The organism is Massilia sp. Root335, from assembly GCF_001425685.1.
In the GTDB taxonomy this organism is placed as follows: Bacteria; Pseudomonadota; Gammaproteobacteria; order Burkholderiales; family Burkholderiaceae_D; genus Telluria; species Telluria luteola.
Window position 1 is genome coordinate 67,350 of record NZ_LMCY01000049.1, and the last position, 20,187, is coordinate 87,536.

The following is a 20,187-nucleotide window of genomic DNA, read 5'->3' on the forward strand; positions in this document are numbered from 1 at the left end:
GCAAAAGTTTCCTCTTCGCACTGTATCGGCGACAATAAACCTTCGTGCCGCAGCTCGTGGTTATCGGTTAAGCAACAAGGCTAGCCTAAAGCCCTGTGCCGGGCAAGCGCGACCCGTCCGATCCGGGAACTGCGGCGCATCAAGCAAGGGCGGAAAGATAGCGGGCATTGTGCTTTTTAGTGCTCGCCGGCATCTTTCGGTGATACATTCCTTGTTGATTTGGTACACTCCAGCATTACCCCAGGCTTTGCTGCCACGATTAGAAAGCAGATATTTCGACAATGCGCGCCAGTTCACCCGCAGTACCGAACGATCCGCGCCATGCGGCCCCGGCGGCGAGCCCGGACGGCTACATGGAAGCGGTGGGCGACGTCGCGCTCCGCCTCGATCCTTCCGGTCTGATCCAATACGCGAGCCAGCGCGCCCAGCGCGCGTTCGGCACCCAGCCGCTGGCCGGCACCGTCCTGACGACGCTTGCCCTCGACGCCGACCAGGCCGCCCTGCGCAATGCCCTCGTCGATGCCGGCACGGCCGGCGACCCGGTGCTCGTCGAAGTGCGGCTGCGCTGCCCCGGCAAGGACACCTGGTTCGAGCTGCGCATCGCAGCGCTGCCTGGCAGCCGTGAATTGCTGGCCGTCGGCCGCGACATGTCGGCCCAGCGCGCCACCGAACAACGCTTGCGCCACATGGCCACGCACGACGCGCTGACGGAGCTCCCGAACCGCCTGCTGCTGTCCGACCGCATCCGCATGGTGATCGCCAACGCGCGCCGCTCCGGCCAGGGCTTCTGCATCGCCACGATCGGCCTGGACGGCTTCAAGAAGGTCAACGACGGCCTCGGCCACCCGGTCGGCGACGCCGTCCTGCGCCAGGCCGCGAGCCGCCTGCGCAAGACGCTGCGCGACAGCGACACGCTGGCCCGCGTCGGCGGCGACGAATTCGTGGGAGTCCTGCCGGGCACGTTCACGCCCGACCAGATCAAACTGGTCAGCGGCCGCCTGCTGGCCGCGCTGCAGGCGCCGTTCGAGGTCGACGGGCATACCGTGTACCTGGGCGCGTCCGTGGGCGTGTCGATCTATCCCGACCACGCCGAGGACGAGATCCGGCTGATCGCCCTCGCCGATGCCGCCATGGGCCGCGCCAAGGAAACGGGCAAGGGCCGCACGGTCGTCTACAGCGTACGCGAAAGCGGACCGCCGCAGCACGACATCTCGCTCGAAGCCGCGATGTTCCAGGCCGTGCGCGAAGGCGAATTCCTGCTGTACTACCAGCCGATCGTGTCCAGCCGCACCCGCCGGATCGAAGGGTTCGAGACGCTGATGCGCTGGAAGCATCCGACGCTCGGCATGGTGCCGCCCGTGCGCTTCATCCCGATCGCCGAGACGAATGGCCTCATCAACCTGCTGGGCGCCTGGGCGCTCAAGGCGGCGCTCGTGCAACTGGGCCAGTTCGAGGAAGTGGCCAAGCGCGACCTGTACATCTCGGTCAACATCAGCCCGCGCCAGTTCCGCAACGACCGTTTCCTCGACGTGCTGGACGACGCCCTCGCGTTTTCCGGCGCGCCCGGCGACAAGCTCGTGCTCGAGATCACGGAAGGCACGCTGATGATCGACCCGGTCCACGCGGAAGCGATCCTGACCAAGATGGCGGAACGCCGCGCGCGCATCGCGATCGACGACTTCGGCACCGGCTATTCGAGCCTGGCGTACCTGAAGCGCTTCCCGATCTCGGTGCTCAAGATCGACCGCGCCTTCATCAAGGACCTGCCCGCCTCGACCAAGGACGCGGCGATCTGCAACGCCGTGCTCGACCTGGCCAAGCACCTCGACCTGTCCGTCGTGGCCGAAGGCGTCGAGACCGAAGAACAACTTACCTACGTCGAGTCGCGCGGGTGCGACTACATACAAGGCTACCTGACCGGAAAACCGATGCCGGCCCACGTGGCCATGGCCGCGCTCAAGGAAAACCTGTACACGGAACTGCTGCCGGACGAATTACGGGCGGGCCTCACATGAACCAGACTGCTACCATCGAACGATCGCCGAAAGCCGACGCCACCCTCGCCCTGTTGTGGGAGCGGATCCGCCGGCGCGGCGACATGCCGGGCTTCACCAAGGCCATCAACGCCATCCTCGCCACGATGCGCGGCGAGGACGAGCGCGACTTTTCCATGACCCAGACCGTGCTGTCCGACCCCGTGCTCACCCAGAAGGTGCTGCGCCTGGCGAACAGCGGCATGTACTCGGCGTTCGGCCAGCGCGTCAACACCGTCTCGAAGGCGATCCTCGTGCTGGGCACCGAGGCCATCGGCCACCTCGCCCTCGGCCTGAAGCTGATCGAGGAACTGTCCAGGTCCACGCCGGATTCGCTGCAGGCCCACATCGAAATGGAAAAAGCCGTCCTGGCCGGCATGGTGGCGCACCAGGTGGCCAGCGAAGCGGCCACGCGCGATCCGGAAGAAGCGGTCGTCTGCTCGATCCTCCACTCGCTGGGCCGGATGATGGTCACGTTCTACCTGCCCGAACACTGGACGCTGATGCAGCAGGCCGCCGGCCGGGGCGACATCGATGCGATCGCCGTCGCCCAACTGGGCCTGCCGCTGGAACAGATCGGGCGCGCGACGGCCGAGCACTGGGGCCTGCCGCGCAACCTGATCGCCGGCATGCGCCGCGTGGAACCGGGCGAGCGCGGCGCCGACTTCGGCCATGACGACTGGCTCGCCGCCCTCGGCACCATGTCGACCCAGTGCGCGAACAGCCTGTGGCATGGCGACGAAGCGGGCGCCGAACAGGTCCGGCTGCTTGCGGCCGGCTTCGCGCCGCTGCTCGGCATCGAGCCGGACAACATCGTCGGCGCCATCGAAAAGGCCAAGGTCGAAGCGGCCGCCGACCTGTCGATCGCGCCGCTCGCGAATCCGCCCGAGAAGCGCGCCCGCGCCGCCGCCGTCACGCGCATGCGCGAAGCCGGCAACAAGATTCTCCTGGACGGCGTGGTCGACATGCGCGACGCCGCGGCCCAGGCAACGCCGGGCCAGATGGTGTCGATGGCGCTCGAGACGGCATACCACGGCCTGTCGTTCACGCGCGCCTTCGGCTTCCTGCGCAACCGCCGCGACGGCCGCTACACGGCCAAGATCGGCCTGGGCGACAACGCCAAGACGCTCGCGCCCAAGCTGGCCTTCGACGACACCTACGAACCGAACGTGTTCTTCGCCGCCCTCGGCAGCGACCGCGTGATCTTCATCGAGAACGCACGCGACCCGAAATTCTCGAGCAAGCTGCCGCTCTGGTGGAAAGGCACGCTGCTCGAGGCACGCTGCTTCGTGATCATCCCGCTGTGCACCCGCGGCGAGCCGGTCGGCTTCATCTACGGCGACTGGGACGACCGCTTCCCGTCCGTCTACCTGAGCCAGACCGAATTCTCGCTGCTGAACGAATTGCGCGGCCTCGTCGTGAAGAGCGTCGAGCGGCGCCAGCCGCTGGAAGCGGTGGCGAACCGGGCGTGACCAAAGCGCCGGCGCTTTCAAGAGCCGGCGCGTAAACGTCGTCCCTGCGAAGTAGGCGTCATCCCTGCGAAGGCAGGGATCCAATTTTTTCGCGCTCGCATCAAGCGTGCGCAACCTGGGCCCCCGCCTGCGCGGGGGCGACGTATCGAATGCCGCGTTGCTCAGCGCAGCCGCGGCGTGTCCACGTGCACGTCGCCGCACTGCGCGCGGTGCATCAGCGCGTGATCGATCAGCACCAGCGCCAGCATCGCTTCCGCGATCGGCGTCGCGCGGATGCCCACGCACGGGTCGTGGCGGCCGAACGTTTCGACCGACACCGCATTTCCCGCCTTGTCGATCGACCGGCGCGGCGTGCGGATCGACGACGTCGGCTTGATGGCGATGGACACCGTGATGTCCTGGCCCGTCGAAATCCCGCCCAGCACGCCGCCCGCGTTATTGCCCACGAAGCCCTCGGGCGTCAGTTCGTCGCCGTGCTCGGAACCCTTCTGCTCGACCGAGTGGAAGCCCGCGCCGATCTCCACGCCCTTGACCGCGTTGATGCCCATCATGGCATAAGCGATGTCTGCATCGAGCTTGTCGTAGATCGGCTGGCCGAGGCCGACCGGCACGTTCTTCGCCACCACGTCGATGCGGGCGCCGATCGAATCGCCGGCGCGGCGCAGTTCGTCCATCGCCGTTTCCATGCGCGCGATCAGGTCGGCGTCGGCCGTCGCGGCGAAGAACGGGTTGTCGTGCACGTGCTTGAAGTCCTGGAACGGCACGGCGATGTCGCCCAGCTGGCTCATGCAGCCCGCGAACTCGGTCCCGAATTTTTCGCGCAGCCACTTCTTGGCGATCGCGCCGGCGCCGACGACGGGTGCCGTCAGGCGCGCCGACGAGCGGCCGCCGCCGCGCGGGTCGCGCACGCCGTATTTGTGCCAGTAGGTGTAATCGGCATGGCCGGGGCGGAAGGTGTCGGCGATGTTGCCGTAGTCCTTGCTGCGCTGGTCCGTGTTCTCGATCAGCAGCGCGATCGGCGTGCCCGTCGTCACGCCCTCGTAGACGCCGGACAGGATCCTGACCTGGTCCGCTTCCTGGCGCTGGGTCACGTGGCGCGACGTGCCCGGCTTGCGGCGGTCCAGCTCCGGCTGGATGTCGGCCTCGGACAGCGCCAGTCCCGGCGGGCAGCCATCGATCACGCAGCCGATCGCGGGACCGTGCGACTCGCCGAAAGTGGTTACGGAAAACAGCTTGCCAAATGTGTTGCCGGACATGGATTCTCGTTGGGTTGTGCGAATGGAATGAAAGATTTTACCAGCATGGGCAGACGGGCGGGGAAACGCCCTATATGCATCAAGAAAAATGTTTCTTTGTGGAATTTTTCTGCCGGAGTTGCTAGCATTGCATATATACTGGTTCGCAATCACGGAGCTTAACCTGGAGACGCAGCACATGCCCGCACCGAACACGCCCGCCGGCGCCGCGCAGGACGATGACCTGGTGTTCGCTGACGAGACGCCGGCAGTCGCGCCCGGCAAAGGCAGCGGGGCATGGCGCGTGCTGATCGTCGACGACGATGCCGACGTGCATTCGACGACGACATTCGCGCTGGGCGCCCTCGAGATGCACGGACGGCCGCTGGAATTCCTGCACGCCTACTCCGCCGCCCAGGCCATGGCGATGCTGGAGCGCGAGCACGACATCGCCGTGATCCTGCTCGACGTCGTGATGGAACAGGCCGACGCCGGCCTGCACCTGGTGCGTCACGTGCGCGACACCCTTGGCCGCCACGACGTGCGCATCATCCTCCGCACGGGGCAGCCCGGCTATGCGCCGGAAATGGACGCCATCCGCGGTTACGACATCAACGATTACCGCACCAAGTCCGAACTCACCCGCACGAAGCTCTACACGAGCGTGGCCGCCGCCATCCGCGCCTACCAGCAGATCCACGCGCTGGAAGACAGCCGCACCGGCCTGGCCGAAGTCGTGCGCGCGAACAGCGAGCTGATGGCCATGCATTCGGTCGGCGAGATGACCCTGGGCATCCTGCGCGAGGTGGCCGCCCTCGCCGGCCAGCCGGCCGACGGCCTGCTGTGCGCGTGCCCGCCGGGCGCCGCCGCCGGCTGGCAGGTGCTGGCCAGCTGCGGGGCCAGCGCGGCGCTGGCGCGCGACGGCATGCTGCCCGCCTCGACGCAAGGACCGGCGGCCGCCATCGCGCTGGCGCTGGCCGGGCGCCGCAACGTCTACGAGGACGACCACCTCGCCCTCTACTTCAGCGGCAAGGCGCATTGCGACTTCGCCGCGTGGGTGCGGCTGGCGCGGCCGCTGGACGCGCTGCGCCGCGGCCTCATCGACGTCTTCACGAGCAGCATCGCCGTCGGCCTGGACAACGTCGCGCTGATGACCGACCTGCACCGCGCCGCGTTCTACGATGCGCTGACCGGCCTGCCGAACCGCACGCGCCTCGTCGAACTCATCGACGACAGCCTGCAGACCCGCGCCGACGCGACCCTGTGCCTCGTCGACATCGACCAGTTCGCGGAAACGAACGACGCCCTCGGCCACCAGTTCGGCGACGCGCTGCTCGGGGCCGTGGCGCAACGCCTGCGCCTGCGCCTGGACGCCGGCCTGGCGCTGGCGCGCATCGGCGGCGACATCTTCTGCCTGCTGGGCCAGGCCGACCTGATCGAACCGGCCGCCGTGCAGGACCTGTTCGCGGCCCCGTTCTCGATCGAAGGCCAGGACGTGCAGGTGTCGGCCACGCTCGGTCTCGTGCGCCTGCTCGAACACGACGGCAGCGCGGCCGACGCCCTCAAGGATGCCGACATCGCCCTCAAGCGCGCGAAGAGCCAGCGTCGCGGCGGCCATTTCTATTTTTCGCGCGGCATGGGCGTGGAGATCCGCGAACGCGTCCGCCTGATGCACGCGCTGCGCGGCGGCTTCGCCCGCGGCGAACTGTTTCTCGCGTACCAGCCCCAGGTCGAACTCGCGGCGCGCCGCACGTTCGGTGCCGAAGCCCTGCTGCGCTGGCGCACCGAGGACGGCCGCTTCGTGCCGCCCGACCGCTTCATCCCCATCGCCGAATACTCGGGCCTGATCATCGACATCGGCGCGTGGGTGCTGCGCGAAGCGTGCGCGGAACTCGTGCGCGTGCGCGCGGCCGGGCACGTGGACTTCACGATGTCGATCAACGTCTCGCAGGTGCAGTTCCGCCACCCGCATTTCATCGACATGTTGCGCCAGGCACTGGCCGACACCGGCGCGCCGCCGGAACGCGTGGAGCTGGAGATCACGGAATCGATGGCGATGGAAGAGCCCGACCTGCTGATCGAACGCCTCGCCGAGATCAAGCGCACCGGCGTATCGATCGCCATCGACGACTTCGGGACCGGGTTTTCGTCGCTGTCGTATCTGCAGCGCCTGCGCGTGGACCGCCTGAAGATCGACCGCGCCTTCGTGACCGAAATCACGGACGCGGCGCGCGGCAGCAGCATCGCCGAGATGGTCATCGAGCTGGGGCGCAACCTGGGCCTGTCGATCATCGCCGAGGGCGTGGAAGACGAGCGCCAGGCGCAGATCCTGCAGACGCTGGGTTGCCCGCTGGCGCAGGGCTACCTGTTCGCGCGGCCGCTGGCGCCGGAGGCGCTCATCGAGTGGCTCGGCAACGACGCGCTGACGCGCGCCGCGTGATCAGCACGCGGTCAACGCAGTAGGGTGGGCACCCCGTGCCCACCAAACGCATCCGTAGCGACGCCATCGTGGGCACAGGGTGCCCACCCTACGACATGCCTGCGCCGAACCGTCAGTCGTCGGCCATCTGCTCCGCGGGCCAGTCGCGGATATACGCCTTGAGCATGCGGTTCTCGAAGCTCTGCGCTTCCAGCACGGCCTTGGCGACGTCGTAGAACGAGATCACGCCCAGCAGCGTGCGCGCGTTCATGACGGGCAGGTAGCGCGCGTGCTTTTCCAGCATGATGCGGCGCACTTCGTTGACTTCGGTGTCCGGCGTGACGGTGATCGGACTGTCGTCCATGTGCTTGCGCACGGTGCCCGCCGGCTCCAGCGAGCCGCCATGCGCATGCAAGGCCTTGATGACCTCGCGGAAGGTCAGCATGCCGACCAGGTCGCCGTATTCCATCACGACGAGCGAACCGATGTCGCGCTCGGCCATCGTGGCGGCGGCGTTGGCGAGGTCGGTGTCCGGCGATACCGTATAGAGGATGTCGCCCTTGACCTGCAGGATTTCCGATACCTTCATTTGGACCCCCTTGATTGGAGATGCGTGCTGCGTTGTATAACTCATAAGGTGACTCTAGCCTAAGCTCCCCAAAAAATCCAGCTTTCCGCCCTACAACCGTGCACAACGCACCATGATGATGAATAAATGAAACGGTTAGCGCTATCGAATGCTAGCATGCGCCGTCTTCGTCTTCAGGAACAGCACGCCATGAGCGGACCCCGATATCCCGGCTTCACCACCCTCGCGCTGCACACGGCCGCAGGCGCGCAGGTTTCGCCCCCGGCCGCCGCCACGCTGGAAGAACGCATCGCCGCCGTCGAAGGCGGCGTGGCCGGCATCGCCACGGCCAGCGGCCAGGCCGCCCTGCACCTGGCCGTGGCCACGCTGGCCGGCGCCGGCCGCCACGTCGTCGCCGCGCGCAATCTGCACGGCGACGCGCAAGCGCTGCTCGCGTACGGCCTCGGACGCTTCGGCGTCGCCACGACCTTCGTCGACCCGCGCGATCCCGACGCCTGGCGCGCCGCCATCCGGCCCGACACGCGGTTGCTGGTCGGCGCAGCGCTGGGCCATGCATCCCTCGACGTGCTCGACATTCCGCAGGTCGCCGCCATCGCGCACGAACACGACCTGCCGCTGCTTGTGGACGCGACGCTCGCCACGCCGTGGCTCCTGACCCCGTTCGACCACGGCGCGGACCTCGTGTTCCATGGCGCCGGCTATCTCGCCGGGCAGCCCTTTGCCGCGGGCGGGCTGCTCGTCGACGGCGGCACGTTCGACTGGGCCGCGGCCCATGCGCGCACCGGCCGTTTCGCCGGCCTGTGCGCGCCGGACCCGGGCTGCGACGGCCGCGTCTTCGCCGAAGAGTCGACGGTCGGCGCCTTCGCGCTGCGCGCCCGCCACGCCGGGCTGCGCGCTTTCGGCGCCACGCTCGGCGCCCACGATGCCGCCGCCATGCTGCACGGCCTGGAAACGCTGGGCGTGCGCATGGAGCGCCACGTCGCTGTCGCGCGCAAAGTGGCCGAAGCGCTCGCCGCGCATCCTGCCGTCGCCGGCGTCGCGTATCCGGACCTGGACAGCCACCCCGACCACGCGACCGCCCAGCGCCTGCTGCCGCGCGGTTGCGGCGCCGTGGTCCCGTTCACGCTGCAGGGCGGCCCGGCGGCCGCCGCCCGCTTCCTCGATGCGCTCAAGGTATTCGGCTGCGCGCACGACGGCGGCGGCGCCCGCTCGCAGGCGACTGCGGGCAGCGCAGGCGCGGTCCGCCTCGCGCTCGGCCTGGAAGACGCCGACGACCTGCTGGACGACCTCGCCCGCGCCCTGAAACTGGCACAAAAAGGAGCCTGACATGCTGATCGACGTGAACGGCAACACCGCCTACGCCTACACCGCCGGCACCGCCCCGGCCGCGGGCCGCCCCGCCATCGTGTTCATCCACGGCGCCCAGAACGACCATTCGGTGTGGACGGCCCAGGCCCGCGCGCTGGCGCGCCAGGGCCACGACGTGCTGGCCGTCGACCTGCCCGGCCATGGCCGCAGCGCCGGTCCCGCGCTGGCGACGGTGGACGGGATGGCCGCCTGGCTGCTCGCCCTCCTCGACGCCGCCGCCATCGAACGCGCCGTGCTCGCCGGCCACAGCATGGGGTCGCTGATCGCCCTCGACGCCGCGGCCCGCGCGCCGGCGCGCGTGCGCGGGCTCGCCCTGCTGGGCAGCACGTGGCCGATGAAGGTCTCGGACGCCCTGCTGGAAACGGCCCGCACGGATGAAGCGGGCGCCATCGACATGGTCAACCTGTGGTCGCACGCGAGCATCGCGCCGGCGGCGGCCGGCAGCCCGCAAGGCTTCTGGGCGCCGGGCGCCTCGCGCCGGCTGATGCAGCGGCTGTCGCAGCTGAATCCGGCACAGCTGTTCCACACCGATTTCGTCGCATGCAACACGTATGCGCACGGCGGCGCGGCGGCAGGCGCCGTCGCGTGTCCGACACTGTTCGTGCAAGGCCGGCGCGACGTCATGACGCCGCCCCGCTCGGCGCAGGCGCTCTTGGCCGCGATCCCGCACGCGCGGGTGGTGGCGATCGATTGCGGGCATGCGATGATGACGGAACAGCCGGATGCCGTGAGCACCGCGCTGGCGGACTTCGTGCGCGGCCTGAATTGATCTACACTGGGCAGCGGGGGCAACGATCAGGAGACATGGCATGGCCGCCGTTCGCTACGACAGCTTCGCGCAGTTCTATCCGTACTACCTGGCCCAGCACGAGAACCAGCTGTGCCGGCGCGCCCACTTCCTCGGGACGTCGTCGGCCATCGCGGGCATCGCCCAGTACATCGACAGCCTGAACCCCTGGTGGCTGCTCGTGGCCGTCGTGACGGGCTACGGCGGCGCCTGGATCGGACACTTCTTTTTCGAAAAGAACCGCCCGGCCACGTTCGACTACCCGTGGTATTCGTTCCGCGCGGACTGGGTGATGTACTGGCAGATGCTGACGGGCAAGCTCAGCTGGTAATCAGCCGAGCGGGCCGGGTCCGGTGCGCTCGAAATGCTCGGCCAGCGTCTCGTCCAGGCCCCGTTCGACGGCGGCCTCGACCTGGCGCGCCAGCGCGGCCGTATCCAGCGCGAGCGGCGATTGCGCCGCCGCGCCCGCCGGACCGCCCTCGCTGCCGATGCCGCCGAACACGAACAGGCGGTAGACGTCGGCCAGGCGGATCAGGCGCGGATCGACGAGCAGCACCCAGCACTGGGTCCCGGCACGCGCGCCCCGGCCCCAGCGCAGCGCGACGGCCGTCTCTGCCTGCACCCGGCCGACCCAGCCTGCCGCCACCATCTGCTCCAGCAACGACGTCATCTCGTCGTAGCCGATGCGGGTGCACGCGCGGATCTGCGCGTTCGACACCATCGCCGTGCCCGTGATCCGCGCGCCGCCCTGCAGGACCTTGAGCACGGCCATCGCGTCGACGAACGCGCCGCCCGGCACGGGTTCGTACCACCAGCGCTCGTACTTGACGATCGGCAGCGCCGCCGTCAGCAGCGCGCCCACGAGCGTGATCATCCACGACAGATACATCCAGACGAGGAACAGCGGCAGCGCCGCCAGCGCGCCGTAGATGATGGCGTAGGTCGGGAACTGGCGGATGAAGATGGCGAACACGCGCTTGGCGACCTCGAACGCGATCGCGGCGACGAGGCCGCCCCAGACGGCGTCGCGCCAGTCGACGTCGCGGTTCGGCACCGTCATGTACAGCAGCACATAGGCGCCCGTCGTCAGCGCGACCGACACGACCGTGTAGAAGACCGCGCCGAGGAACGGCACGAGGCTCGTCAGGCCGTTGGTGGCGGAAAACAGCTGCGACGTCAGGGTCAGCGAGATACCGAACGCGAGCGGCCCCAGCGTGACGAGCGCCCAGTACACGAGCACGCGCTGGACGAGGGGGCGCGGCTGGCGCACCTTCCAGATCTGGTTGAACGCGCGCTCGATGGTGCTGATCATGGCGACCGACGTGAACACGAGCGCGATACCGCCCACGGCCGACAAGCCGGTCGCCTTGCTGGCGAACTGCGTCAGGTTGGCCGTGATCGTGTTCGCGATGGCCCTGGGCATCAGCATCTGGACGAAATAATTGTCCAGCGCCGTGCGCAGCTTGCCGAACATGGGAAACGTGGTGAAGATGGCCAGCACGATGGTCAGCAGGGGAACCAGCGCCAAGGTCGTCGTGAACGTCAGGCTGCCGGCCACCTGCGGCAGTTTTTCTTCGGTCACGCGGCGGCGCGCGAAGCGCACGAGGTCGCGCGCCTCGTTCCACGTCAACCCGCGCACCCGGTCGACGCCCGTGTTGATCATCTCGGTCGTGCTGCGGGAAAGGTTGGTGACGGTCTTGGAAAGCATCGATAGGGTCGCCGCGCCGGCGAGAAAAAGCATCCTGCGCGAACGTGTCATCTTGTAAAGCGCCCTATAATACCAACGATGAACCCAACCAATCAGATTATCCTCGTGTTGTATTACTCGCGTCATGGAAAGACCCGCCGGCTGGCCGAACTGATCGGCCAGGGCATCGACAGCGTACCGGGGCTGGAAGCCCGGTTGCGGACTGTCCCCGCGGTATCGACGGTGGCCGAAGCGACGGAACCCGATATCCCGCGGTCCGGCGCGCCCTACGTGGAGCTCGAGGACCTGGCCGAATGCGCCGGACTGGCGCTGGGTTCGCCCACGCGCTTCGGCAATATGGCGGCGCCGATGAAATATTTCCTCGACGGCACCTCGGCGCAATGGCTGTCCGGCACGCTGGCCGGCAAGCCGGCCGCGGTGTTCACGTCGACGGGCAGCCTGCACGGCGGCCAGGAATCGACCCTGCTGTCGATGATGATCCCGCTGCTGCACCACGGCATGATGGTGATGGGCCTGCCCTACACCGAGCCGGAACTGATGACCACCGCCAGCGGCGGCAGTCCCTACGGCGCGACCCACTGGTCCGGCGTGGACGGCAACCGCCCGGTGACCGAAGACGAGAAGCGGCTTGCGATCGCGCTCGGCCGGCGCCTCGCACAAGCAAGCCGCAAACTGCAGGGGACGGATTAAGCAATGCAAGTGCTAAGGGTGTTTCATACGGGCGCGGTGACCAGCCTGGTCATCCTGTTCGCCTGGCTGCTGGCCTGGGAAATCGCCGTGGCGCCGCTCCATCCGGGCGGCTCGCTGCTCGCGCTCAAGGCCCTGCCGCTGCTGCTGCCGCTGCGCGGGGTGCTCAAACGCGACCTGTACACGCTGCAATGGTCGTCGATGGTGATCCTGATCTACCTGGTCGAGGGCATCGTGCGCGCCTGGAGCGACCGCACGGAAATCTCGCGCATGATGGCCCTGGGCGAAACCCTGCTCGTCTGCGCCTACTTCCTGTTCGCCCTGCTGTACCTGCGCCCGTACAAGAAACAGGCGCAGAAGCTGGCCAAGGAATTGCTCGACAAGGTCAAAGTACCGCATGACTGACGGCTTCATCGAACGCTGCAGCGCCATCGTCGGCCAGGCGAACGTCCTCGTCGACGACCACGACACCGCCCCGTACCTCACCGACTGGCGCGGCCGCTTCACGGGGCGCGCCCGCGCCGTCGTCCGGCCCGCGAACACGGCGGAAGTCGCGGCCGTCGTGCGCCTGTGCCGCGACCTGCGCGTGCCGGTGGTCCCGCAGGGCGGCCGCACGGGCCTCGTGCTCGGCAGCGTGCCGGACGCCAGCGGCGACGCCATCGTGCTGTCGCTGCGGCGCCTCGACCGCATCCGCGCCGTCGACACCTTCAACCGCACGATGACGGTGGACGCCGGCTGCATCCTGCACGACATCCAGCAGGCGGCCAGCGCCCACTGCCTGTTGTTCCCGCTGTCGCTGGCGGCGGAGGGCAGCTGCACCATCGGCGGCAACCTGTCCACCAATGCGGGCGGCACCGGCGTGCTGCGCTACGGGAACACGAGGGAACTCTGCCTGGGCCTGGAAGTCGTCACGGCGCAGGGCGACGTGTGGGACGCGCTGCGCGGCCTGCGCAAGGACAACACCGGCTACGACCTGCGCGACCTGTACGTCGGGGCCGAAGGCACGCTCGGCATCATCACGGCGGCCGTGCTGAAGCTGTTCCCGCAGCCGAAGGCGGCGATCACCGCGCTCGTCGCGCTGGCCAGCCCGCGCGACGCCCTCGCGCTGCTGAAGCTCGTGGAGGCGGCGTGCGGCCCGACGCTGACGGGCTATGAATTGATGAGCGACGTCAGCCTGCGCCTCGTCGCCGCCCACTTCCCCGACCTGCCGAAACCGTTCCCGGAACGCTATCCGCAATACGCCCTGCTCGAATTGTCGAGCCACGAATCGGAAGAACACGGCGTCGCGCTGCTGGAGCGCGCCATCGAACGGGCGCTGGAAGACGGCGTCGCGCGGGACGCCGTCGTCGCGACGTCGATCGCCCAGTCGCGTGCGCTGTGGGCCATCCGCGAGCACATCCCGCTCGCGCAGGCGGCGGCCGGCAAGAACATCAAGCACGACATCTCCGTGCCCATCTCGCGTATCGCCGATTTCATCGAGACGACGGACGCCCGGCTGGCGGCGGATTATCCGGGCGTGCAGGTGGTCTGCTTCGGCCACCTGGGCGACGGCAACCTGCACTACAACGTGGCACCGCCGGAAGGCATCCGCCACGACGATTTCCTCGCGCAGCAGGGCCCCATCAACCGCATCGTGCACGACAGCGCGGCGGCGCACGGCGGCTCGATCTCGGCCGAACACGGCGTCGGCGCGCTGAAGCGGGACGAACTCCCGCGCTACAAATCCGCGGTCGAACTGGACCTGATGCGTGCCATCAAGACCGCCCTCGACCCGCTCGGCATCATGAACCCCGGTAAAATCCTGTGACCGGGAGATCGTCATGATGCGTTTGTTCCCCCTGCTGGCAGCCGGCGTCCTGTCCGGCGCCCTCGCCCAACCCGTCTACAAGTACACGCACGACGGCAGGACGACCTATGCGGACCGCCCTTGCGCGCAAGGCAGATCCGTCGAACTGCCGGCGCCCGCCGGCATCCGCCCCGAAGGCGCGGAGACGGTCGCCACGCGCGATGCGCGCACGCTCGTCGAGCTGGAAAAGCTGCGCCTCGCGCGCGAACGGGAACAGCAGCGCAGCGCCAAGGCGGACGCGCGCACGGCCCGCGCCGCCGCCGCGCACCGCAAGCAATGCGCACGCCTGCACCTGCGCCGGCAATGGGCCGAGGAAGACGCCGCGCGCCTGACCGGCCGCGGGCGCGTGGCGGCGCAACGCCGGGCGCAGCGCGCACGCGAGGCGATGGCGGTGGAATGTCCGGCGTGACGTCCGGCGTAATGTCCGGCATGAACACGCTGGCGCGCTGGCTGCTGTTCGGCGAATGGCGCTCGCATCCGATGCGCGCCGTGCTGGCCGTCGTCGCCATCGCCGTCGGCGTGGCGATGGGTTTTGCGATCCACCTGATCAACACGGCCGCGTTCAACGAATTCAACGCGGCCGTGCACAGCCTGTCCGGCCAGGCCGACGTCCAGGTCACGGGCCGCGAAGCGCTGTTCGACGAAGACATCTATCCGCGCCTCGCCACGCATGAAGGCGTCGCCCTCGCGTCGCCCGTGCTGGAAGTGGACGCCGCGCGCCCGGATGGCCAGGGGTCGCTCAAGATCGTGGGTCTCGACGCCTTCCGCGCCGGCTACATCGCGCCCGACCTGATGGGCGTGCCGGATGCCGCGCACCCCTACGACGTGCTGGCCGACGACGCCGTGTTCCTGTCCCCGGCCGCGCAGGCGTGGCTGGGCAAGGCGCGCGGCGACACCATCGCCGTGCGCGCCGGCACGCACGACCTGCATCTGCGCGTGGCGGGCCCCATCCTGCGCGCGCGCAGCGGCCAGCGCCTCGGCGTGATGGACATCGGCGCGCTGCAGTGGCGTTTCCATCTCACCGGCAAACTGTCGCGGATCGACCTGAAACTGCGCGACGGCGTCGACCGCGCCGCGTTCGAACGGGCGCTGGCGGCGGAGCTCCAGCGCGATTATCCGGGCCGCTTCACGGTCGGCCGGCCGGGCGACGCCAACCAGGAAAGCCGCAGCAATAACCTCAGCCGCGCCTACCGTGTGAACCTGACCGTGCTGGCGCTCGTCGCGTTGTTTACCGGCGCGTTCCTCGTGTTTTCCACGCAGGCCCTGTCCGTGCTGCGCCGGCGCGGCCAGTTCGCGCTGCTGCGCGTGCTCGGGCTGGAACGGCGCGCGCTGCTGCGCCAGGTGCTGCTGGAAGGTGCGATCCTGGGCGTGCTCGGCGCCCTGCTCGGCATCGCGGCCGGCTACGGTCTCGCCGCGGCCGCGTTGGCGCTGTTCGGCGGCGACCTGGGCGCCGGCTACTTCCCCGGCGTGAAGCCGCGCGTGCAATTCGCGCCCGGCGCCGCCCTCGTCTACTTCGGCCTGGGCCTGGGCGTCGCCCTGCTCGGCTGCGCTGCCCCGGCACTCGAGGCAGCGCGCGCCCGGCCCGCCATCGCGCTCAAATCCGGCACCGACGAAACGGCGCTGGAACGCCTGAACCGGGTCTGGCCGTCGCTCGTCTGCCTGCTGGCGGCCGGCGCCTGCGCGTTCGCGCCGCCCGTGTTCGGGCTGCCGCTGTTCGGCTACTTTGCCGTCGCCCTGCTGCTCGTGGGCGGCATCGGCCTGATGCCGCGGCTGGCCGCATCCGCGTTCCGCCTGCTCGACCGCCTGCTGCGCCGCCGGGAAGACCATTCGCCCGTGCTGGCGCTGACGCTGGCACGCCTCGCCAACGCGCCGGGCCAGGCGTCGATCGCGCTCGGCGGCGTGCTGGCGAGCTTCAGCCTGATGGTCGCGATGGGCATCATGGTCGCCAGCTTCCGCGTCTCGGTCGACGACTGGATCCTGCACATCCTGCCGGCCGACCTGTACGTGCGCAGCAGCAGCGGCGGCAACACGGGCGGGTTCGGCCCGCAGGAACAGGCCGCGCTGGTCGCCGTGCCGGGCGTCGCACGCAGCGCGTTCCTGCGCACCCGGCCCCTGTCGCTCGATCCGGCGCGCCCGAACATCGTGCTCGTGGCGCGCGACATCGATGCGCGGGACCCCGGCCGCATGCTCGCCCTCGTCGGCGACGCGGCGCCGGTACCGGCCGGCCGCCGCCCCGTATGGATCTCGGAAGCGATGACGGACCTGTACCGGCTGAAGGTCGGGCAGACCCTGACGCTGCCGCTGGGCGGCCGCCCGCAACCGTTCTTCATCGCCGGCGTCTGGCGCGACTATGCCAGCCAGACCGGGGCCGCCGTCGTGCGCCTGGCCGACTACCGCGCGCTGACGGGCGATGCGACGGTCACGGACGCCGCCCTGTGGGCCGCGCCCGGCGCGGACACCGCACGGATCGAGGCCGCGCTGCGCCGCCTGCCGTTCGGCGCCGCGCTGCAGATGGCGCGTCCCGGCGACATCCGCGCCATGAGCCTCAAGATCTTCGACCGCAGCTTCGCCGTCACGTACCTGCTGGAAGCGATCGCCATCGCCATCGGCCTGTCCGGCGTGGCGGCCACGTTCTCCGCGCAGACGCTGGCGCGCGCGAAGGAATTCGGCATGCTGCGCCATGTGGGCGTCACGCGGCGCCAGGTGCTGGGCATCCTCGCCGTCGAAGGCGGCGCGCTGACCGCGCTGGGCGTGCTGACCGGGTTCGTGCTGGGCCTCGTCATCAGCCTGATCCTCGTCTACGTCGTCAATCCGCAATCGTTCCACTGGACGATGCAGTTGCATCTGCCGTGGCCCCTGCTCGGCAGCGTGGCCGCCGTGCTGGTGGCGGCATCCGTCGCGACGGCACTGGTGTCGGGCCGCTATGCGCTGTCCGGCGGGCCGGTGCGCGCCGTGCGGGAGGACTGGTGATGACGGTGCTGCGCATCGTGCTCGTGTGGCTTCTCGCGGCGGCCTGCGCGCACGCCGCGCCGCCCGTGTTCGCGACCGTCACGCCGGGGCGGGCCCTGACGTTCCCGGCCGACTACGGCGCGCATCCGGACTACCGCACGGAATGGTGGTACGCGACCGGATGGCTGCGGACGCCCGACGGCAAGCCGCTCGGCTTCCAGGTCACGTTCTTCCGCAGCCGCACCGAGACCGATCCCGCCAACCCGAGCGCGTTCGCGCCGAAGCAGCTGATCATCGGCCACGCGGCGCTGTCCGATCCGGCGCTCGGCCACCTCGTGCACGACCAGCGCAGCGCCCGCGCCGGCTTCGGCCTGGCCTATGCCGATACCGGCACGACGGATATCAAACTGGACGACTGGAGCATGCGCCGCGAGCCCGACGGCCGTTACCGCGTCGTCGTGCGCGCCGGCGAACTGTCGTTCACGCTGCGCCTCGCGCCCACGCAACCCATGCTGCTGCAGGGCGACGCCGGCTATTCGCAAAAAGGGCCGCAGCCCGGCCACGCCAGTTATTACTACAGCGAGCCGCACCTGCAGGTGGACGGCGAAATCGTCCGCGCCGGCCGCAAACAGGCCGTGACGGGAAGCGCCTGGCTCGACCACGAATGGTCCAGCCAGGTGCTGGACGCGAGCGCCGCGGGGTGGGACTGGACCGGCATCAACCTGGACGACGGCGGCGCCCTCATGGCCTTCCGGATCCGCGCCAAGGATGGGAGTACACTGTGGGCCCACGCGACCTGGCGCGACGCCGGCTCGCGCGTGACGCAGTACGGGCCCGACCAGGTGCGCTTCGCCCCTGAGCGGACCTGGACCTCGCCCCGCACGAACGCCGCCTACCCGGTGGCGACCCTGCTGACGACGGGCGCGACGCAGTGGCGCATCGAGCCCCTGCTGCCGGACCAGGAACTCGATTCGCGCCGCTCGACCGGGTCCGTGTACTGGGAAGGCGCCGTGACCGTGCGGCGCGACGGCCGGCCCGCCGGACGCGGCTACCTCGAACTGACGGGTTATGTATCGGCCATGAAGCTATGAACACGCAAGCATCCGCAACACCACGAACAACGAATGACGACATGAGCAACGGTTCCACCACCGACACCCGATCCACCCCGGCCACGCCGGCCGCGCCGCGCAAGGGCGCCCTCGCCGCCCTCAAAGGCCTGCTGCCCTTCCTGCGGCCGTACCGCCGCCAGTTCCTCCTTGCCGGCATCGCCCTGCTGGTCGCGGCCAGCGCCACGCTCGCGATCCCGTATGCGTTCAAGCAGATGATCGACCACGGCTTCGGCGCCAGGGGAGGCGCCGCGAGCGCCGCCAGCGTCAACAGCACCTTCCTCGCGCTGTTCGGCGTGGCCGCCGTGCTCGCGGTCGCGACGGCCGCCAGGTTCTACATGGTCTCGTGGCTGGGCGAGCGCGTCACGACCGACATCCGCAGCGCCGTCTACCGCCACGTCGTCGAGCAAAGCCCGGCATTCTTCGAGACCACGCGCAGCGGCGAAGTGCTGTCGCGCCTGACCACGGACACGACCCTCATCCAGAGCGTCGTCGGCACCAGCATCTCGCTCGCGCTGCGCAACACGCTGCTGTTCGTGGGCGGTCTCGCGATGCTGTTCGTGACGAGCGTGAAGCTGACGTCGATCATCCTCGGCCTGCTGGTGCTGGTCGTCGTGCCGATCGTGCTGTACGGCCGGCGCGTGCGCAAGCTGTCGCGCGATTCGCAGGACCGCATCGCGGACGCGTCGGCGCTGGCCGGCGAGATCCTCAACGCCATGCCGACCGTGCAGGCGTTCACCCACGAAAAGATCGAGGCCCGGCGCTTCGGTGCGTCCGTCGAGGACGCGTTCGCGACGGCGATGCGGCGCATCCGCGCGCGCGCCGTCCTCACGATGCTCGCGATCGCGCTCATATTCGGCGCCATCGTGTTCGTGCTGTGGCTGGGTGCGCACGCCGTGCTGGAAGGGACCATGACGGGCGGCGATCTCGGCCAGTTCATCCTGTACGCGTCCATCGTGTCCGGCGCGATCGGCGCGCTGTCCGAGGTGATGGGCGAGGCCCAGCGCGCGGCCGGCGCCACCGAACGCCTGATGGAACTGCTGGCCGTCAGCTCCGACATCCGCAACCCGGCGCACCCCACGCCGCTGCCCGCGCGCGCCGCCGGCGGCGCTTCCCTGAACCTCGCGAACGTGCAGTTCTCCTACCCGTCGCGCCCGGACACGGCCGCGCTGGACCACGTCAGCCTCGACGTCAAGCCCGGCGAAACGGTGGCCGTCGTCGGCCCGTCCGGCGCCGGCAAGACGACGCTGTTCCAGCTGCTCCTGCGCTTCTACGACCCGCAGGCAGGCAGCATCCGCCTCGACGGCGTCGACATCCGCGACCTCGACCTGCACGTGCTGCGCGACGCCATCGGCATCGTCCCGCAGGACACGGTGATCTTCTCGGCCAACGCGCTGGAAAACATCCGCTACGGCCGCGCCGGCGCGACGGACGCCGAAGTCATCGCCGCGGCGAAGCTGGCGGCCGCGCACGAATTCATCGAGCGCCTGCCCCAAGGCTACGAATCGTACCTGGGCGAGCGCGGCGTGCGGCTTTCCGGCGGCCAGCGCCAGCGCATCGCGATCGCGCGCGCCCTGCTCAAGAACCCGCCGCTGCTGCTGCTGGACGAGGCGACCAGCGCCCTCGACGCGGAATCGGAACGCCTCGTGCAGCGCGCGCTGGAAGCGGCGATGGTGGGCCGCACGACGCTGATCATCGCGCACCGCCTGGCCACCGTGCAGCGCGCGGACCGCATCATCGTGATGGAGGACGGCCGCATCGTCGAGACGGGGACGCACGCGTCGCTCGTGGCGCTCGGCGGCATTTACGCGAACCTGGCGGCTTTGCAGTTCCATAACGTGCACGTCGAGCATTGAATTGGCGGCGTGACAAGGCCCGGGGTGGTTTCACGGTAAATCGTGCCATTCCGGCAAAAATTTGTTGCACGAACACATCGGAAGGACGACACACTTTTGTTGCCTTGGGGATAGTTGGCGTACGATAGC

16 protein-coding genes are annotated in these 20,187 nt (G+C 69.3%); 13 read left to right on the top strand and 3 right to left on the bottom strand.

Annotated features, from left to right (window positions below; genetic code table 11):
* The first annotated feature begins 353 nt into the window (after nt 1–353).
* Together ASC93_RS25495 and ASC93_RS25500 are read left to right on the top strand one after the other, a co-directional pair.
* Complete coding sequence (locus tag ASC93_RS25495; protein WP_056449397.1) at nt 354–2,015, top strand: bifunctional diguanylate cyclase/phosphodiesterase; 1,662 nt, start codon at nt 354–356, stop codon at nt 2,013–2,015.
* Nucleotides 2,012–3,505, top strand: coding sequence for an HDOD domain-containing protein (locus tag ASC93_RS25500; protein WP_056449406.1), 1,494 nt, complete (start codon nt 2,012–2,014; stop codon nt 3,503–3,505). Before ASC93_RS25495 ends, ASC93_RS25500 begins: the two co-directional genes overlap by 4 nt.
* A 161-nt stretch (nt 3,506–3,666) precedes the next feature.
* Here the strand turns inward: ASC93_RS25500 and aroC are convergent, their stop codons facing one another.
* Nucleotides 3,667–4,761, bottom strand: coding sequence for a chorismate synthase (aroC, locus tag ASC93_RS25505; RefSeq protein WP_056449412.1), 1,095 nt, complete (start codon nt 4,759–4,761; stop codon nt 3,667–3,669).
* 178 nt (nt 4,762–4,939) lie between these two features.
* On the opposite strand from aroC, the gene ASC93_RS25510 reads away from it, so the two are divergent.
* A complete protein-coding gene (locus ASC93_RS25510) occupies nt 4,940–7,180 on the top strand; it encodes an EAL domain-containing protein (RefSeq protein WP_056449415.1) in 2,241 nt (746 codons plus the stop codon).
* Between the two features lie 112 nt (nt 7,181–7,292).
* Here the strand turns inward: ASC93_RS25510 and ASC93_RS25515 are convergent, their stop codons facing one another.
* Nucleotides 7,293–7,748, bottom strand: a complete 456-nt coding sequence (locus ASC93_RS25515) for a CBS domain-containing protein (protein WP_056449417.1) — start codon at nt 7,746–7,748, stop codon at nt 7,293–7,295.
* 189 nt (nt 7,749–7,937) lie between these two features.
* On the opposite strand from ASC93_RS25515, the gene ASC93_RS25520 reads away from it, so the two are divergent.
* Genes ASC93_RS25520 through ASC93_RS25530 form a run of 3 tightly spaced genes read left to right on the top strand, consistent with a single transcriptional unit; the run spans nt 7,938 to nt 10,234 of the window.
* Complete coding sequence (locus ASC93_RS25520) at nt 7,938–9,074, top strand: PLP-dependent transferase (protein WP_056449426.1); 1,137 nt, start codon at nt 7,938–7,940, stop codon at nt 9,072–9,074.
* Between the two features lies 1 nt (nt 9,075).
* Entirely contained in the window at nt 9,076–9,885 is an 810-nt protein-coding gene (locus ASC93_RS25525) for an alpha/beta fold hydrolase (RefSeq protein WP_056449429.1), read from the top strand.
* Nucleotides 9,886–9,925: 40 nt separating this feature from the next.
* A complete protein-coding gene (locus ASC93_RS25530; protein ID WP_056449432.1) occupies nt 9,926–10,234 on the top strand; it encodes a DUF962 domain-containing protein in 309 nt (102 codons plus the stop codon).
* Here the strand turns inward: ASC93_RS25530 and ASC93_RS25535 are convergent, their stop codons facing one another.
* On the bottom strand, nt 10,235–11,611 hold the full coding sequence (locus ASC93_RS25535) for a YihY family inner membrane protein (RefSeq protein WP_229412875.1): 1,377 nt from the start codon (nt 11,609–11,611) through the stop codon (nt 10,235–10,237). It abuts the gene before it with no gap.
* A gap of 78 nt (nt 11,612–11,689) precedes the next feature.
* On the opposite strand from ASC93_RS25535, the gene wrbA reads away from it, so the two are divergent.
* From wrbA to ASC93_RS25570, 7 genes are read left to right on the top strand one after another with little or no spacing between them, the layout of a single operon-like run.
* Nucleotides 11,690–12,301, top strand: coding sequence for an NAD(P)H:quinone oxidoreductase (gene wrbA, locus ASC93_RS25540; protein WP_056449435.1), 612 nt, complete (start codon nt 11,690–11,692; stop codon nt 12,299–12,301).
* 3 nt (nt 12,302–12,304) lie between these two features.
* Complete coding sequence (locus ASC93_RS25545) at nt 12,305–12,703, top strand: DUF2069 domain-containing protein (protein ID WP_056449438.1); 399 nt, start codon at nt 12,305–12,307, stop codon at nt 12,701–12,703.
* Nucleotides 12,696–14,105, top strand: coding sequence for an FAD-binding oxidoreductase (locus ASC93_RS25550; RefSeq protein ID WP_056449441.1), 1,410 nt, complete (start codon nt 12,696–12,698; stop codon nt 14,103–14,105). The genes ASC93_RS25545 and ASC93_RS25550 overlap by 8 nt, the downstream gene beginning before the upstream one ends.
* A 13-nt stretch (nt 14,106–14,118) precedes the next feature.
* The gene (locus ASC93_RS25555) at nt 14,119–14,553 is read left to right on the top strand and encodes a DUF4124 domain-containing protein (RefSeq protein ID WP_056449446.1); all 435 of its coding nucleotides are present in this window, start codon (nt 14,119–14,121) and stop codon (nt 14,551–14,553) included.
* An 11-nt stretch (nt 14,554–14,564) separates the two neighbouring features.
* Entirely contained in the window at nt 14,565–17,114 is a 2,550-nt protein-coding gene (locus tag ASC93_RS25560; RefSeq protein WP_056449514.1) for an FtsX-like permease family protein, read from the top strand.
* Nucleotides 17,114–18,184, top strand: coding sequence for a lipocalin-like domain-containing protein (locus ASC93_RS25565; protein WP_056449449.1), 1,071 nt, complete (start codon nt 17,114–17,116; stop codon nt 18,182–18,184). The genes ASC93_RS25560 and ASC93_RS25565 overlap by 1 nt, the downstream gene beginning before the upstream one ends.
* 41 nt (nt 18,185–18,225) lie before the next feature.
* Complete coding sequence (locus tag ASC93_RS25570) at nt 18,226–20,058, top strand: ABC transporter transmembrane domain-containing protein (RefSeq protein ID WP_056449452.1); 1,833 nt, start codon at nt 18,226–18,228, stop codon at nt 20,056–20,058.
* Nucleotides 20,059–20,187 lie beyond the last annotated feature (129 nt).